Genomic DNA, 17002 nt, shown 5'->3' on the forward strand with positions numbered 1-17002 from the left:
AGGTTGAGCGCAACAGACTAAACCTTTGGAGAAAAGATGTCTGAACCTAAATCGGTGCCGGTGCTCTTCGTTACTGACACGATCGTGTTGCCCGGAATGGTCGTGCCGATCGCCCTGGACGATTCCTCGCGGGCCGCCATCGACGCGGCCCGGGCCAGTGATTCGGGTGAACTGCTGATCGCCCCCCGGCTGGAGGACCGCTACCCGTCCCACGGTGTGATCGCAAAGATTCTTACCCTCGGACGGATTCCCGGCGGTGGCGGCACCGCCGCCGTGGTGCGTGGCGAACGCAGGGCGCAGATCGGGGCGGGCGCGTCGGGCCCCGGCGCCGCCTTGTGGGTCGAGGTGACCGAGATCGACGACGCCGATGCCGGCGATGAGGTCAAGACGCTCGCGGCGGAGTACAAGAAGCTGCTGCTGGCAATGCTGCAACGGCGCGAAGCCTGGCAGATCATCGACTACGTCAACAGCCTGACCGACCCGTCGGCGCTGGCTGATACGTCGGGCTACGCGTCGTACCTGACCGATGTGCAGAAGCGGCAGCTGCTGGAGACCGTGGACGTCGCAGAGCGGCTGCGAGTGCTGATCGACTGGACCGGCGACCACTTGGCTGAAGTCGAAGTCAACGACAAGATCGCCGACGACGTGCGCGACGGCATGGAGAAGACGCAGAAGGAGTTCCTGCTGCGCCAACAGCTCGCCGCGATCCGCAAGGAACTCGGCGAGGGTGAACCCGACGGATCCGACGACTACCGGGCCCGGGTGGAGGCCGCCGAACTGCCGGACAACGTCCGCGAGGCCGCGCTGCGGGAGGTCGGAAAGCTGGAACGCTCGAGTGACCAAAGCCCGGAAAGCGGCTGGATTCGTACCTGGCTGGACACCGTTTTAGAACTGCCCTGGAGCGTCCGCACCGAGGATTCGACGGATCTTGTTGCGGCGCGGGGCATCCTGGACGCAGACCACCACGGACTGGACGACGTCAAGGATCGCATCGTCGAATATCTGGCGGTGCGTTCCCGACGTGCCCAGCGTGGCCTGCAAGTCGTCGGCGGCCGAGGCTCCGGCGCGGTGATGGTGCTGGCCGGTCCGCCCGGGGTCGGTAAAACCTCGCTGGGCGAGAGCGTGGCCACGGCGCTGGGCCGCAAGTTCGTGCGTGTCGCACTGGGCGGTGTGCGCGATGAGGCCGAGATCCGCGGGCACCGGCGTACCTACGTCGGCGCGTTACCCGGCCGCATCGTGCGTGCGATCGGCGAGGCGGGATCGATGAATCCCGTTGTGCTGCTAGACGAAATCGACAAAGTCGGTTCCGACTATCGTGGCGACCCGAGCGCGGCACTGCTCGAGGTGCTGGACCCGGCGCAGAACCACACGTTTCGTGACCACTATCTGGATCTGGACCTCGACTTGTCCGACGTCGTGTTTTTGGCGACCGCCAACGTGATTGAGAACATTCCTTCGGCCCTGCTGGACCGTATGGAGCTGGTGACGATCGACGGCTACACAGAGGACGACAAGGTCGCCATCGCCCGCGAGTATCTGCTGCCCCGGCAGCGGGAGCGGGCGGCACTGACCGCCGACGAGGTCGCCGTTACGGACGCCGCGCTACGCAAGATAGCCGCCGACTACACCCGCGAGCCGGGCGTTCGGCAGTTCGAGCGGCTGCTGGCCAAGGCGCTGCGCAAGGTGACGACCAAGCTGGCCGAGGACCCGAGCCCCAAGACCATCGACGAGCCTGAACTGGTGGATTACCTTGGCAGGCCGCGGTTTACCCCCGAATCGGCGGAACGTACCGCGGTGCCCGGCGTCGCTACCGGACTGGCGGTCACCGGCCTGGGCGGCGATGTGCTCTACATCGAAGCCGGGGCCACCGACGGCGAGCCCGGGTTGCAATTGACCGGTCAGCTGGGTGAGGTGATGAAGGAATCCGCGCAGATCGCGCTGTCCTACGTCCGCTCCCATGCCGCCGAATTGGGCGTCGATCCCAAGGCACTGGACCGACGCATCCACGTGCACGTGCCCGCCGGCGCCGTGCCCAAGGACGGCCCGTCGGCCGGTGTCACGATGGTCACCGCGCTAGTGTCGATGGCCACCGGACGTCAGGTCCGCTCGGACGTCGGCATGACCGGTGAGGTCACGCTGAACGGTCGGGTGCTGCCGATCGGTGGCGTCAAGCAGAAGCTGCTGGCCGCCCAACGTGCTGGTTTATCAACGGTTTTCATCCCGCAGCGAAACGAGCCGGACCTGGATGACGTGCCGGCCGAGGTGCTCGAGGCGCTGACCGTCAAACCGATGACCGACGTGGCGGAGATCGTTGTGCAGGCATTGGAACCGGCGGCGCAGACCGCCACGGTGGCTGCCTGACGTGAGTTTGGTCGGGATCGCACAGCAAACACTTCGCGATCCCGGCCATAGCCGCTAAAGTGCGTGGATGGTCCTGATGCTGCGCAGAATCCTTCGAATTGGCAAGCTTCCCGCCGATATGCGGAGCGAAGTCGAACCGGAGGGAATCATCCACCTCGCCGAGTTCGTGCCCGTCACCTTCCGCTTCAGTGGCTCGGTACCGGGATTCGTCTCCAAAGGAAATATCCGCAGCTACGCCGGGGCGCTGGTATTAACTTCCCAGCGGGTCCTCGGCACCTTGTCGACGGTTCCCAAACTCGCCGGCCGGGCCATCGACCAGCGCTGGGATGCGCCCCAGGACGGACCGGTGACAGCCGAGTTCTCCCAGGACGGGCTGGTGCTGCAGCTGGACGTCGGCCAAATCGACCCGGCGTTCTCCGGTCAGCTGTCCCTGCGCTACAAGACCACGATTCCCGAGCCGGTGCTGACCTCTATCCCGCGCCGGTCGCTGGCGTTCGCTGTTCCGCGCGAGTGGGTTTTGCGTGCCGTCGGCGTCCCCGCCCCGCGGTCGGCCTAGGCTAAGTGCAGCGCATTTGACGACCGATGCACAATGGGCGTTATGACCGACCTCGGCGATCTCAAACGGCAAGTAGTGCACCGCGTTCAACGACTGGTGGTCAATCCAGTAGGCCGGCAATTGCCGGTGACCATGCTCGAAACAACCGGCCGAAAGAGTGGCCAGCCACGACACACCCCCGTCGGCGGACGCGTGGTGGACAACAAGTTCTGGATGGTCTCCGAACACGGCGACCACTCGGACTACGTGCGCAACATCAAGGCCAACCCGGGCGTACGGGTGCGTCTCGGCGGTCAATGGCGCAACGGAACCGCTCACCTGCTGCCCGACGACGACGCGGTGCAGCGGCTGGGCAATCTGCCGCGGCTCAACAGCGCGGTGGTCCGCATGATGGGCAGCGAGCTGCTGACCATCCGGGTCGATCTGGACTGACCCGGTCAGCGTGTCGGTGCGGGCGATTAGCGTCGACGCATGGCATACGACGTCGAACTCGCTAACCGGATCCGCGAGTTGCTGGCCGCGCAGCGCGGTGTCGACGAGAAGTCGATGTTCGGTGGACTCGCCTTCCTGGTCGGCGGACACCTGGCGGTAGCGGCCAGCGGCAAGGGCGGATTGATGGTGCGGGTGCCGCCCCAGGACACCGCCAAGCTGGTGGCTCGCGCCCACGTCAGCCCGATGGTGATGGCCGGCCGCGAAACCCGGGGGTGGTTGCGTGTCGACGCCGAGGGCGTCAAAACCAAACGCCAGCTTGAGAGTTGGGTTACCCGCGGTGTCGGGTACGCGCGCGGCCTGCCGCCGAAGTAACCGAACCTGTTTGCCGGTGTGCGTGGCGGGTACGCGCCGATCTATGAGCAAGTCGCCCAGATCCCGCGGGTGTTGCCGCGGGATCTGGTGAGTTTGCCCGGCGCGAGTAGGGTGGAAATGCGACACGAACGGAGCAGCGAATATGGCCAGCTCGAATACATTCGTCATCGTCGGCGGTGGACTTGCCGGAGCAAAAGCAGTAGAAGCATTGCGCGACAACGACTTTGATGGGCGAATCCTTCTATTCGCCGACGAGGCACATCTGCCCTACGAGCGACCACCGCTCTCCAAGGAGTATCTCGCCGGGAAGAAGTCGCTGACCGATTTCACGGTGCGCAACTCCGACTGGTACTTCGGCCAGAAGGTCGACTTGAGGCTGGGATCGCGGGTGTCCAGCTTGGACCCCGCCGCGCACACCGTCGAACTTCGCGACGGCACCACGGCGAGCTACGACAAGCTGCTGCTGGCGACCGGGTCGGCATCGCGGCGCCCACCGATCCCCGGATCGGATGCCGACGGAGTTCACTACCTGCGCAGCTACGACGATGCGGAGCGACTGAATTCTGTTCTGACCGAAGGATCTTCGCTGGCCGTGGTTGGCGCCGGATGGATCGGCCTCGAGGTGGCCGCTGCTGCCCGCCAGCGGGGCGTCGCGGTGACCGTCGTCGAGGCAGCCAAACAACCGTTGGCGGCTGCGCTCGGTGAAACCGTCGGCGAAGTGTTCGCCAACCTGCATCGCGACCACGGGGTGGATTTGCGCCTGCAGGCACAGGTCGAGGAGATCTCCGTGGCGGACGGGACGGCCACCGGGCTGCGGATGCGCGATGGTTCGACCGTCGCCGCCGATGCCGTATTGGTGGCCGTCGGTGCCAAGCCGAACGTCGAACTCGCCGAGCAGGCCGGGCTGTCCATGGGTGATGGCGGCGTGCTCGTCGATGCGTCGCTGCGTACCAGCGACCCCGACATCTACGCGGTCGGTGACATCGCGGCCGCCGAGCATCCAGTGTTCGGCACCCGCATCCGCACCGAACACTGGGCCAATGCCCTCAAGCAACCCGCGGTGGCGGCGGCCGGAATGCTCGGCAAGCCAGGCGAATACGCGGAGCTACCCTATTTCTTCACCGACCAGTACGACCTCGGGATGGAGTACGCCGGGCACGCACCCGACTTCGAGCGGGTGGTCTTCCGCGGCGACGTCGCCGGTCGTGAGTTCGTCGCATTCTGGCTCGGCGCTGGCAACCGGGTGCGGGTCGGGATGAACGTCAACATCTGGGATGTGCTCGACGACGTCAAAGCCCTGATCCGGTCCAAGGTGTACGTCGACCCTGACAAACTGGCTGACCCGTCCTCACCCCTGGCTGATCTGCTGGCCTGACGATCGGTCGACCGGTATCCAGTCGTGGTCGATGACATCGGGCGGGTGCTGGGCCTGCAGGCGTTCCCGCTCGGCGCGGCGGCGTTTGATCCGCAACCGGGCATCGGCCGGCATTGTGACCAGTTCATCGCAGGTCAGGTAGTGCACGTCGTCGACGGTATCGATCAGGTCGGCGTCGACCCGACGAGAGCCTAGCTCGCGCAACGTCATTCGAAGCTCATGTGTAAAACGCAGGGTGGTGTCGTGGGCGAGCTCGCGTGAAATGCGCGCGTGGTTGGCGATCCGCTGGACCAACGTCGCCGGCGGGTCTGGCTCGGTCGGTGCGGCGGCTGTCTCGGCGGCCGCGGCCAGCAGCATCGCCGGGTTGTCGCTGAAGACCTGGCTGGCCAGCTCGGCGTCCCCGGGACCACGGTGCCCGATCCGGCCGATCGCGACGTCCAGCAGACCGGCGGTGGATGAAGACAACGCACGGATGCTGGCGAGGTTGCCTTCCTGTGCCATCGCACGCAGTGGCGGGTCTGCACGTAACGCGGCCGTCAGCTCGGCGATCTCGTCGGCGACGCGGTCGCTTTCCATGATCGCGCCCACCCCGGGCACGCGGGATCTCGCAGCGGTGTGCTCGAGCGCCGCCGCGGTGACACCGGCGTCGATCAACCACAGCGCCGTCAGAATCCAGCCTTGGTGAATCCGGTCCCGCAGCAGCCGCACCCGAACTCCGAGGCCTGCGTCGGGCAACAAGCCCAACTGCGTGGCGTCGGCATGTTCGACGTTAGAGACGGCGCTGTAGGAGCGCGTGTTGGCCTTGAGATGGCGCAGCAGAGCCAGCGATCGTGTCGTGGCCACCGCCTTGGCGACCGAACCGAGCGCTCCGCCGGCCAGCCGGGGCCGACCGAATGGCAGCACGTCCCCAACCTGCGGCTGATCGACCAAGGCATTGCGGACCAGGGCCTTGTCATCCCAGACGAGTAGCTGGTTGGCGGCGACGGCGTTGGCCGACACCCCGACATAGGGCCGATGACCGAACACCGCGATGGCCCTACTCCCCCATTCGTCATCCACCACGCCGCCCAGCGCCAGCGCCTGACCCATCACCCGGCTGGCGGTGCGCAGCCCGCTCAACTGGATATCCAGCGTTATCGGGGTCAGCGGGCCGGGCAGCGCTTCGATGAGGCCGTTGGTGGCGAAGACCGGGAACCGTGGATCGATGCGGTCGTCGAACTCGCCCTCCACGCCCTCGGGAGCGGCGCTGCGCAACTCGTCAGACGGCGCGGGGCGCGGGACGACCTCCACGGGAAGCGCCATCTGTACGCCGTGGCTGATCGCGCCGTCGGCGGTGAGTCGGCGGCCGACGAGTCCCCGCGCGGTGTCGGCGACCGCATCGAACGCTGGCCAGCCGAACTCGAACATCCAATCTTCCTGTGCAGCAACGATATCCATTGGTGGAATCAGCGCTGACCAACCGCGAATCCGATGATTTCGGGACCGGGGGTCGACCGACCGCAGCAGCCGCCACGCGGTCACCACGTTGGTGGTGTCCGGGGTGGCTAGATCGACCACACCGGTGCGGTCGCTGTTCAGCGCCAACACCAGGAAGCGCACCAGGTCGTCCAGGTGCAGCACCCTGATCGGCTGCGACGAGACTTTGGCGCGCAGCAGTGTGGCCACGGTGCGGCACACCATCCAGTCGAGCTGGCGGCCCACCGGCGGCGCGATTCGGACGATCAGACTCGGGCCAAGGCTGCTGGATACCAGATCCTCGGCCGGTTGGTAAATCTCGCGGGCGCCTGCGGCTTGGGAGACGAACAGTAAGCGGGCACCGGCGCGGCCGGCCGTGTGCGTGACATGGGCCACCCCGGTGATGTCCGCGCTGCCCGGTGCGCTGGGATCGACCGGGGTCAGATGGATCACCGCGTCGGCCTCGTTGGCCAGTTCTTGCAGGACGGGGTCGCTCAGCGGTGCGCAGACGAATTCGACCGCTGGGTCCAACCGGGCGTCGGGGCGCTCAGAAATGCCCGTGACCGAATGCCCGGCAGCAATCAGCTGCCGTGCGACGAGCCTCCCGACTGTGCCGGTGGCGTCGGTAACCAGGATGTGCACCTGGGCTCACCTCCCCCAACGTCTGATTCGACAATATGCGCGCCACTATCACTGCGCGACTGTAACGCCGGTAACAGTGCTCTAGCCTCGAGTTTTATTTCCCGGCTGGCCTACTGCAGCGTGGCGCTGCCGTCCGCGGTGACGGCAACCTTTGCGCCACCGATGTCTTCACGAGTAGTCGCTTGCGCCGAGTCGGGGTCGGCGATGACCGCCAGCGCCCGGGACCCGCCGGGCGTGCGCACAGCAACGAAGGCTTTCTCCGGCCGCCCGTCGCGGTCAAACGGCGTCGTCCACGCTTCGACGGTGCCGACACCTTCCCACTGCACCAACGCCTCCCGGGTTGGCTCCCGCTCCACCGCGGATTGAGTGTTCTCCCAACGGAATTCGCTCGGTGGTTCGGTGCCGTAGACGCCGAAGCTGTGCTTGGTCAGGTAGCCGCCGTTGGCGGTGATCAGGGCGCGCCGGCCGGGATTGGCCACCAGCAGTTCGGCGACCGTGGCGATCGAGTGCATCACGTAGTTGCTCCACGGGCCGCCGGCGAACGTCAACCCGCCGGTGACGGTCAGCGGCCGGGCGGGGTCGTCGGTGCTCAATCCCAGTTCGGCCGCCGCCACCTGAACGGCGGACGGGAAGCACGAATACAGGTCGACGTAGTCGACGTCGTCGATGCTGAGGCCGGCCAGCTCCAGTGCCCGCGCACCGGCGATCCGGATGGCCGTAGAGCGGTGTAGCTCGTACCGCTCGGCGATCGAAGGCGTGTCGTAGGCGTCGGTGCCGGCGTGCGGGTAAATCCACCGCTCGGCGGGGATCTGTAGCCGCTTGGCCTGCTCGACGGACGTCAGGATCAGCGCGGCGCCCTGATCGACCATGTTGTTGGAATTCATCAGCTTCGGGTACGGCCAACTGATCATCCGGTTCTGCGGGCCGGGCTCGCAGATCTGCGCCGCGGTCGCCGGTTTGCGGATCCACGCGTGCGGATTGCTGAGGGCGACGGCGTTGAAACGCGCCCACAGCTCGCCGACGCGATTGCGGTGGTCGGAGACCGACTCGCCGTTGGCGATGCGAAGCGACTGCTCGAACAGTGGATAGACGTAGGCCGGCCGGTCCAACTTGATCCGGATCTCGGCGTCGCCGGCCATCGGCACGTCCTCGCTGCTGACCCGCGCCATCGGCACGGATTCGTCCTGCGGCGTCCACTCGAGCCTGCTGCCTTTGGCCTTCAGTCCACGCCGGGTGCGCCAGGTTTCGGCGCCGGTAAGAAGCACCACCCCGGCGCGGCACTGCTGGATGTCCAGGCACGCCTGGTTGAGCAGCGTCTGTGGCACGTTGCCGCCGACCGGGCTGTACAGCGTCGTGAACTTCGATGCGCCGATTCGCTCGCCGACCAGCAGCCCGGCGTCGCGGTAGGTCGCCGACAAGACGTTCACCACCCGAATGGAGTCCACGGCCTCGAGCACCCGGGTATCGGCGGCTTCGGCGGCGGCGGCGACCATCAGGTCGACAGGTTCGACCGAATGCGTTTCGGGGTCGATCTCGTCACGGTGATTGACCTGGCCGCAGCCGATCAGCACCGGTGTTCTGGGGTCGACGGGCATAGCACGAATTTATCCTGGTGAAGGCGCGGGCCCTGCTGGCGGCTCGGTGCCCAGGCGCGAGGGCCGGCTCAGGCCGTCGTGGCCGGCGCGAACAGCACCTGATCGGAGATCAGCCGGTCGATCTCCGCTGCGCTCATTCCCAGTAGTTTCCCGCAGAGTTCGCGGGTGTCCTGACCGGGCAGAGGCGCGGGACGTTGTGGGGCCGGCGGGATGTGGCGGAACAGCGCCGGGCCGGTCTCGGCCGGCAGCGGCCGCTCTACCAGGGGATGCGCCATGTCGCTGAGCACTTTTCGCTCGATCAGCTGCGGGTCCTGCAGAACGTCCGGCGGACGGTTCATCGGGCCGGCCGCAATCCCGGCCGCCTGCAGCGCTTCGGCGGCGTGCACCGGCGTGTGGGTGCGGGTCCAGCGGGTGACGAGCTCCACCAACTCCGCACGATGTGTGGCCCGCGACTCCCCCGTCGCGAAGCGTGGATCGTCGGCCAATTGCGGCTGCTGAAATATCGCAGTGGCACAACGCCATTCGTTGTCCGAACGGATCGAGATGGCGCACCACTCGTCATCACCGGCGCACGGGTAGACCGCGTGCACGCTGGTGTCATCGCTGACTTCGGCGACGCCGGCGCGTAACGCGGCCTGGGTGACGTACAGGGTGTCCAGCTGGTTGACGACGACCTCTGCCTGCGAGATGTGCACGTGCGCAGGGTCGCCGGTCCGGTCGCGCCGTATCAGTGCGGCAAGTGCGGCGATGGCGGTAACCCGCCCCACGACGTGGTCGGGGAAAATCGTCGTCGCGTCGTAGAACGCATGCCGCGCGCCGGCGGCACGCGCTTCCGCGGAAGCTTCCTCGGACGTCCAGAGACTGGTCACGCCGGTGGTGGCGCGGACCAACGGGCCGTAACCCATGCGTCTGCTCCACGGCCCCCGGTTTCCGAATGCACTGCTGCCCGCCAGCACGATCCGGGGGTTGCACTCGCGCAGTTTGTCGAAGGAAAACCCAAGCGAGGTAAGGGTTCCCGGCTTAAAATTGGCGAATACCGCGTCGGCCTCGGCGACCAGACGCGCGAAGATCTCCTTGCCCTGCTCGCTGCGCAGGTCGAGGCCCAGCGCCAAGTGGTTTCGGTGGGTCCAGGCGAACGACTCGCTCATCACGGCGCCGACGCGTGACTGGCGCAACCCGTCGGGGTAGTTCGCGCTTTCGACCTTGATGACCTGCGCACCCAGGTCCCCGAAGAGCCGGCTGAGCTCGCCGCCGGCGACGATTACGCCCAGATCGAGGATCCGCAGGTCTTTGAACGGGTATTCGCCGGGCTGGCCCGTCGGAGATGCTGCCACTGGGTCGGCTAGCCAGCGCGGCTCGTCCGCCCCGGCGGCCGGGGCCGGGGTCCGGAAGCCGGAGCGCTCGTCGTCGACGACGAAGTATCCGGTCGGCACGTCGGTGTGCACCCCGGCGACCAGCTCGGCATTGGTGATCGCGCCGACGGCCTGGAAGTGTTCGGAGGCCAGGATCCGCGACGGCGTTAGCACCGCCGAGATGGGGACTCCGTGTGCCTGCCCCTGCGCGACCAGCTGCTTCATCGTCTTGTCGGCGAACAGCGCATCGACAAGCACGCTGATCTGCGGCCACGCGGCGAATCGGGCACCGAGCGTGTCGTACTCGGCGTCCTGGAATTCCTCCGGCTCCCCCAGCCAGCGGCGCAGACCGCGCCACTGCCGGGGCGCCATCACGCAGAGCCGGACGTAGCCGTCCTGGCACGGGCAGATCGGGTAGGGGTCCTGATTCTTCGGGCGGCCCCGCCACGCGCTGCTGCGCTGTCCGGCGGTGGCCTGACCGTGCGCGCCGAAGGCCGGGTCGAGCGCCATGACGACCGCGTCGAAGCGCGAGAAATCAATGTAATCGCCTGTGCCGCAACGTAGTCTGTCGTAGTATGCGACGAGTGCGGCCCAGGTCGCTTGCACGGCGGCGGTAGCCGAGGCGATGCCGTCGGGCGGCAACACCGGGGTGCCGGTCGTCGGTCCGGACCGCGACAGCGAACCCGACATCGCGAACAGCACGGGGTCGGTCGCGCGCCACGAACTGCGCGGACCGGTCGTGCCGAAGTCGCTGATCGACAGCGCGACCAGGTGCGGGTAGCGATCCGCCAGCTGGGCACACGTGGTCCCGAACGCCGCGGCCTGACTTGCCGGGCCGGCGTCTACCACGATGTCGGTGTCCCCGACGAGCTCGAAGAACGTGCGGCGGTCGTCGTCGTCGAGCGGGTTGCACACCACGCTTCGCTTGTTGGCGTTGTGCACGGCGAATGGGATGCCGGCGCCGGCCAGTGTCGGGCGGTCGTCGCGAGCCGGGCTGCCGCCCGGGGGCTCCACCTTGACGACGTCGGCCCCAAGGTCTGCGAGCAGGCGGGTCACCGCATCGGTGACCCCGCCCGACAAGTCGAGGACGCGCACCCCGGCGAGCAACCTGTCGGCCATCCGCCCACCGTACCGGTCGGCCGTGACCAAATGCACAGCCGCTCAACCTGGTTCGGATGGGGATCGCCGACCGGCTACGCTCCGTAGTTTGTTGTCCGACGCGCAGGAATGGAGAGACCGGGCTCGTGAGTGCGCACTTGAGTTACGTCGAAGCTCTTTTGGTCGGCGCCGCCCAGGGTGTGACCGAGCTGTTCCCGGTCTCCAGCCTCGGGCACTCGATTTTGGTGCCGGCGCTGGTCGGTGGCCAATGGGCCCGCGACTTGGACGTCGCCGCACCCCAGTCGCCGTACCTGGCGTTCATCGTGGGCTTGCACGTTGCCACCGCCGCCGCGCTGCTGGTGTTCTTCTGGCGAGACTGGCTGCGCGTGCTGGACGGATTCGTATCCTCGGTGCGACATCGCCGAATCCAGACCATCAACGAGCGGTTGGCCTGGCTCATCGTGGTCGCCACCATCCCGGTGGGCCTGGCTGGTCTGTTCCTGGAAAAGCTGTTTCGGACCACGCTGGGCAAACCGATTCCCGCAGCGGCCTTCCTGCTGCTCAATGGAATTGCCCTGTACGCGGGCGAGCTGCTGCGCCGCCGCCGCGCGGCCGCGCCCGATCCCGATGTTGCCGACGACCGAGCCGTGCACACCGGCGAAGCCGTCGACCACCGGCTTGCCGAGGTGCCGCTGCGCCGTGGCCTGTTGATCGGCAGCGCTCAGATCCTGGCGCTGCTACCCGGCATCAGCCGCTCCGGCATCACGATCGTGGCGGGCCTATGGCGCGGCCTGTCGCACGAAGACGCCGCCCGCTTCTCGTTCCTGCTGGCGACGCCAATCATCCTGGCCGCCGGGGTGTACAAGATCCCCGATCTGTTCGGGCCGCTGGGCGCCGGGATCGGCGGCCAGGTCCTGGCCGGCAGCCTCGCCTCGTTCATCTGCGCCTACCTGGCTGTCCGCTACCTCACCCGGTACTTCGAAACCCGCACCCTCATCCCGTTCGCCATCTACTGCGCGCTGTTCGGGGCCGGGAGCCTCGCCTGGTTGACCCTGCGCTAGTCCGCTAAAGCGTGCATCGATAGCGCACTTCGTCGACCGGCTCGTCGCCGTAGACCGAGGTGCGGTGTGTCCCGTCGCACCCCCAACCGTCGCGTTCGTAGAACCGGCGCGCGCGGGCATTGCCGTCCAGCACCCACAGCGCGGCGTTCGAAACACCGACCCGGCGCAGCCGAAGCCGGGCGGCGGTCATCAACAAGCGGCCGACGCCGCTACGCAGATATGGCGGATCGACGTAGATCGCCATCAGCTCACCGAAATTCGACAAGTCGCCGTCGCGGCAAAGACCGGTGGTGACCAGGCCGCACACCGTCGAGCCCTCGACCGCGACCTGGGTGGACGGTAGCGCAAACCCCATCCGGCCAAAGGTGTATCTGGTGGCCCAGGCTTCCGGCTCGAGGCCGTCGAGGTACTCCTGCGCGAGCAGCCCTTGGTAGGCCCATTGCCAAGACCGGATGTGTACGCCAGCCACGTCATGCGCATCGGCCGGGACGGCTCGTCGCACGCTGGGCATATTTGCAGTATCGACTCCGCTGCGCGGGACCCGGCAGCCGCCGTTGATGTTGCGCGCTCGGCGGGCCGTCATTGCGCCACCCGAAGCCGAGTGTTGTGCTTAGCGGATGGCAGACACGGCATCCATCGGCCTCAAAGTTCAGGGCAAGGTCATCGTGATCACCGGCGGTGCACGGGGAATCGGCCTGGCCACCGCGACCGCCCTGCACAACCTGGGCGCCAAGGTCGCGATCGGGGACATCGACGAGGTCAGGGTCAAGGAGTCTGGCGCCGCGCTCGGCCTCGACGTTTACGGGAAACTCGATGTCACCGATCCGCACTCGTTCTCGGAATTCCTCGACGAGGTCGAGCGCCAGCTCGGCCCGATCGACGTGCTGGTCAACAACGCCGGCATCATGCCGATCGGCCGCGTCATCGACGAACCGGACGCCGTCACCCGGCGGATTCTGGACATCAACGTCTACGGCGTGATCCTGGGCAGCAAGCTGGCGGCGCAGCGCATGGTCCCCCGCGGATCCGGACACGTCATCAACGTCGCCTCCCTGGCCGGCGAGATCTACTCCGTCGGACTGGCGACCTACGGCGCCAGCAAGCACGCCGTGATCGGCTTCACCGACGCCGCCAGGCTGGAGTACCGCCCGGCCGGAGTGAAATTCTCGATGGTGTTGCCGACGTTCGTGAACACCGAACTCGTCGCGGGTACCGCGGGCATGAAGGGATTCAGAAACGCCGAGCCGTCCGACATCGCCGACGCGATCGTCGGGCTCGTCGCCCGCCCCAAGCCCCGGGTGCGCGTCACGAAGGCGGCCGGCGCGCTGATCGCCTCGCAGAAGTTCCTGCCCCGCGTCGTCTCCGAAGGGCTGAACCGCGTCATGGGTGGCGAGCATATCTTCACCGATGACATCGACGTTGAAAAGCGCCAGGCCTACGAGACCCGTGCTCGCGGCGAGGAGTGACTTTCGCTCCTAGCGGCGTCCATCGGCGGCGCGGACAATCGGGCAAGTGAGCCCGCAGACCCCGACAACCGCGCCAGAAGTACTCTCCGACGACGAACTCACCCTGATCGACAAGTATTGGCGCGCCGCCAACTATCTGTCGGTCGGGCAGATCTATCTGCTGGACAACCCGCTGCTCGCCGAGCCGCTGGCGGCCGAACACGTCAAGCCCCGGCTGCTCGGGCACTGGGGCACCACCCCGGGGCTCAACCTCGTCTATGCGCACCTGAACCGGATCATCCGCAACCGCGACGCCAGCGTCATCTACGTCACCGGGCCGGGCCACGGCGGCCCCGGCCTGGTGGCCAACGCCTATCTCGAAGGCACCTACACCGAGGTGTATAGCGGTATCGGCGAGGACACCGAAGGCCTGCGCAGGCTGTTCCGCCAGTTCTCCTTCCCCGGCGGCATCCCCAGCCATGTGGCCGCCCAGACTCCGGGATCCATCCACGAAGGCGGCGAACTCGGCTATGCGCTGGTGCACGCCTTCGGGGCGGCGTTCGACAACCCCGATCTGGTGGTCGCGTGCGTGATCGGTGACGGCGAGGCCGAGACCGGGCCGCTGGCGGCCGGCTGGCACTCGAACAAATTCCTCAACCCCGCCGTCGACGGGGCGGTGCTGCCAATCCTGCATCTCAACGGCTACAAGATCGCGAACCCGACCGTGCTGGCCCGCATCCCGCACGCCGAACTCGAATCGCTGTTGCGCGGCTACGGATACCGGCCGATCACGGTCGCCGGCGACGATCCGGCCGCCGTGCACCGCGAGCTGGCCGCCGCGCTCGACGACGCCTTCGACGACATTGCCGGCATTCAGAGCGCGGCGCGGGGCGGCACCACGACCAACCGTCCGGTCTGGCCGATGATCGTGCTGCGCACGCCGAAAGGCTGGACGGGACCCAAGGAGGCCGACGGCAAGCACGTCGAGGGCACCTGGCGCGCACACCAGGTGCCGCTCTCCGAGACGAAGGACAACCCCGCGCACCGCGCGCAGTTGGAAGAGTGGCTGCGCAGCTATCGGCCCGAGGAGTTGTTCGACTCCCACGGCGTGCTGCGTTCGGAGCTGCGCGAGCTGGCGCCGAAGGGCCGGCGACGGATGAGCGCCAACCCGCACGCGAACGGCGGCCTGCTGCTGCGCGAGCTGGACCTGCCGGACTTCCGCGACTACGCGGTGCCGGTCGAAAAGCCGGCCTCGTCCACTCATGAGGCCACCCGGGTGCTGGGAACCTTCCTGCGCGACGTCATTATCGGCAACCCGGACCGCTTTCGGCTGATGGGGCCCGACGAAACCGCGTCCAACCGGCTCTCGCCCGTGTTCGAGTCCACCGACAAGGTGTGGCTTTCGCGGACCGAGCCCGATGACGAAGGCCTCGCGCCGGATGGCCGCGTGATGGAGGTGCTCTCCGAACACCTGTGCCAGGGCTGGCTGGAGGGTTACCTGCTGACTGGGCGGCACGGGCTGTTCAACTGCTACGAGGCGTTCGTGCACATCGTCGACTCGATGCTCAACCAGCACGCGAAATGGCTGTCCACCAGCCGCGAGCTGCCCTGGCGGCAGCCGATCGCGTCGCTCAACTACCTGTTGAGCTCGCACGTGTGGCGCCAGGACCATAACGGCGCCTCGCATCAGGACCCCGGATTCATCGACCTGGTCGCCAACAAGCGCGCCGAGATCGTGCGGGTGTACCTGCCGCCGGATGGCAACACGCTGCTGTCGGTGGCCGACCACTGCCTGCGCAGCCGCGACTACATCAACGTCATCGTCGCCGGAAAGCAGCCCGCGCTGGCCTACCTCGACATGGACTCCGCGATCGCGCACTGCACCCGCGGCCTGGGAATCTGGGAGTGGGCCAGCACCGCGACCGGCGAACCCGACGTGGTGCTGGCCTGCGCCGGGGACATCCCCACCCAGGAGACGCTGGCCGCCGCCGACATCTTGCGCCGTGAATTGCCCGACCTGGCGGTGCGGGTGGTCAACGTCGTCGACCTGATGCGCCTGCAGCCGGATTCCGAGCACCCACATGGCTTGCCCGACAAGGAATTCGACGCATTGTTCAGCCGCGATAAACCGGTCATCTTCGCCTACCACGGCTATCCGTGGCTGATCCACCGCCTGAGCTATCGCCGCACCAATCACTCGAACATCCACGTGCGCGGGTTCAAAGAGCGGGGCACTACGACGACGCCGTTCGACATGGTGATGCTCAACGACCTCGACCGATTTCACCTGGTCATGGACGTCATCGACCGGGTCGACGGATTGGCGGGCCGGGCCGCGCTGCTGCGGCAACGAATGGACGACGCGCGGCTGGACGCCCGCCGCTACACGCGTGAGCACGGCGAAGACGACCCGCGCATCGCGCACTGGACCTGGAATTCCAGGTGACCTGCGCGACGAGGACGCGCAGGTAAACTCGGCGACGATGTCTGAGCACGCTGCAACGGCCTTCGACGCCGTTGACCTCCACCCGGTGGTGTCGCAATTGTCGGCACTGCACCGGCTTAGGCTGTACTTCGACATCGCCGTCGTGGTCGCGGTGCTGGTGCTGACGAACCTGATCGCGCACTTCACCACGCCATGGGCGGGCGTCGCGACCGTGCCGGTGGCTGCCGTCGGGCTGGTGGCATTGATGCGCACCACCGGTCTGGACTGGGTCGACCTGGGCCTGGGCCGCGAGCACTGGAAGTCTGGCCTGGGCTATGCGCTGGCCGCCGTAGCCGTTGTGGCGTCGGTCATCGCGGTCGGCGTGCTGCTGCCCACGACGCGGCCGATGTTCCTGAACAACCATTACGCGACGGTCTCCGGTGCGCTGATCGCCTCGATGGTCATCATTCCGCTGCAAACCGTGATCCCCGAGGAGGTGGCCTTCCGGGGTGTGCTGCACGGCGCGCTGCATCGGGCCTGGGGATTTCGCGGGGTCGCACTCGTTGGCTCGTTGCTGTTCGGTCTGTGGCACGTCGCCACGTCACTCGGGCTGACCAGCAGCAACGTCGGCTTTACCCGGCTGTTCGGCGGCGGCTTTTTCGGAATGGCGGCCGGGGTGACCTTGGCGGTGCTGGCCACGGGCAGTGCGGGTTTCGTCTTCAGCTGGTTGCGTCGGCGCAGCGGCAGTCTGATCGCTCCGATCGCACTGCACTGGTCATTGAATGGGCTGGGCGCGCTGGCGGCGGCGCTGGTCTGGCATCTGTCGAACTGAG

13 protein-coding genes are annotated in these 17002 nt (G+C 67.2%); 9 read left to right on the plus strand and 4 right to left on the minus strand.

Features of this window, described 5'->3' with window-relative positions; all coding sequences use genetic code 11:
- Positions 1-36 precede the first annotated feature (36 nt).
- From lon to H7K34_RS04240, 5 genes are all read left to right on the plus strand, one after another.
- Positions 37-2361 carry an endopeptidase La gene (gene lon, locus H7K34_RS04220; RefSeq protein ID WP_264060260.1) on the plus strand — a complete coding sequence of 775 codons (2325 nt, stop codon included), beginning with the start codon at positions 37-39 and terminating at the stop codon, positions 2359-2361.
- 67 nt (positions 2362-2428) lie between these two features.
- Positions 2429-2917, plus strand: a complete 489-nt coding sequence (locus H7K34_RS04225) for a hypothetical protein (RefSeq protein WP_264060262.1) — start codon at positions 2429-2431, stop codon at positions 2915-2917.
- Between the two features lie 42 nt (positions 2918-2959).
- The gene (locus H7K34_RS04230) at positions 2960-3349 is read left to right on the plus strand and encodes a nitroreductase family deazaflavin-dependent oxidoreductase (RefSeq protein WP_108923558.1); all 390 of its coding nucleotides are present in this window, start codon (positions 2960-2962) and stop codon (positions 3347-3349) included.
- Between the two features lie 39 nt (positions 3350-3388).
- Positions 3389-3721, plus strand: a complete 333-nt coding sequence (locus H7K34_RS04235) for a TfoX/Sxy family protein (RefSeq protein WP_264060264.1) — start codon at positions 3389-3391, stop codon at positions 3719-3721.
- Between the two features lie 142 nt (positions 3722-3863).
- Complete coding sequence (locus H7K34_RS04240; RefSeq protein WP_264060265.1) at positions 3864-5096, plus strand: NAD(P)/FAD-dependent oxidoreductase; 1233 nt, start codon at positions 3864-3866, stop codon at positions 5094-5096.
- Here the strand turns inward: H7K34_RS04240 and H7K34_RS04245 are convergent.
- The 3 genes from H7K34_RS04245 to H7K34_RS04255 form a co-directional block, all read right to left on the minus strand.
- A complete protein-coding gene (locus H7K34_RS04245; protein WP_264060267.1) occupies positions 5070-7193 on the minus strand; it encodes an NAD(P)H-binding protein in 2124 nt (707 codons plus the stop codon). The genes H7K34_RS04240 and H7K34_RS04245 overlap by 27 nt on opposite strands.
- Positions 7194-7303: 110 nt before the next feature.
- Positions 7304-8788, minus strand: a complete 1485-nt coding sequence (locus H7K34_RS04250; RefSeq protein WP_264060269.1) for an acetyl-CoA acetyltransferase — start codon at positions 8786-8788, stop codon at positions 7304-7306.
- A 68-nt stretch (positions 8789-8856) separates the two neighbouring features.
- Positions 8857-11259: a CaiB/BaiF CoA transferase family protein gene (locus H7K34_RS04255; protein ID WP_264060279.1), complete on the minus strand. Its 2403-nt coding sequence runs from the start codon at positions 11257-11259 to the stop codon at positions 8857-8859.
- A gap of 125 nt (positions 11260-11384) precedes the next feature.
- Here H7K34_RS04255 and H7K34_RS04260 point away from each other — a divergent pair, with 125 nt between their 5' ends.
- The gene (locus tag H7K34_RS04260; protein ID WP_264060285.1) at positions 11385-12299 is read left to right on the plus strand and encodes an undecaprenyl-diphosphate phosphatase; all 915 of its coding nucleotides are present in this window, start codon (positions 11385-11387) and stop codon (positions 12297-12299) included.
- 4 nt (positions 12300-12303) lie between these two features.
- Here H7K34_RS04260 and H7K34_RS04265 read toward each other — a convergent pair whose 3' ends face one another.
- Complete coding sequence (locus H7K34_RS04265) at positions 12304-12882, minus strand: GNAT family N-acetyltransferase (RefSeq protein ID WP_235616790.1); 579 nt, start codon at positions 12880-12882, stop codon at positions 12304-12306.
- 34 nt (positions 12883-12916) lie between these two features.
- On the opposite strand from H7K34_RS04265, the gene H7K34_RS04270 reads away from it, so the two are divergent.
- The 3 genes from H7K34_RS04270 to H7K34_RS04280 are packed head-to-tail and all read left to right on the plus strand — an operon-like array spanning position 12917 to position 17001.
- Positions 12917-13765 (plus strand): SDR family oxidoreductase, encoded by an 849-nt coding sequence (locus tag H7K34_RS04270; protein WP_264060287.1) that lies wholly within the window; start codon positions 12917-12919, stop codon positions 13763-13765.
- A 46-nt stretch (positions 13766-13811) separates the two neighbouring features.
- On the plus strand, positions 13812-16190 hold the full coding sequence (locus H7K34_RS04275; RefSeq protein WP_264060288.1) for a phosphoketolase family protein: 2379 nt from the start codon (positions 13812-13814) through the stop codon (positions 16188-16190).
- Between the two features lie 37 nt (positions 16191-16227).
- Positions 16228-17001: a CPBP family intramembrane glutamic endopeptidase gene (locus H7K34_RS04280; RefSeq protein ID WP_264060289.1), complete on the plus strand. Its 774-nt coding sequence runs from the start codon at positions 16228-16230 to the stop codon at positions 16999-17001.
- The last annotated feature ends 1 nt before the right edge of the window (position 17002 follow it).

It is taken from the genome of Mycobacterium montefiorense (assembly GCF_025823255.1).
GTDB lineage: Bacteria > Actinomycetota > Actinomycetes > Mycobacteriales > Mycobacteriaceae > Mycobacterium > Mycobacterium montefiorense.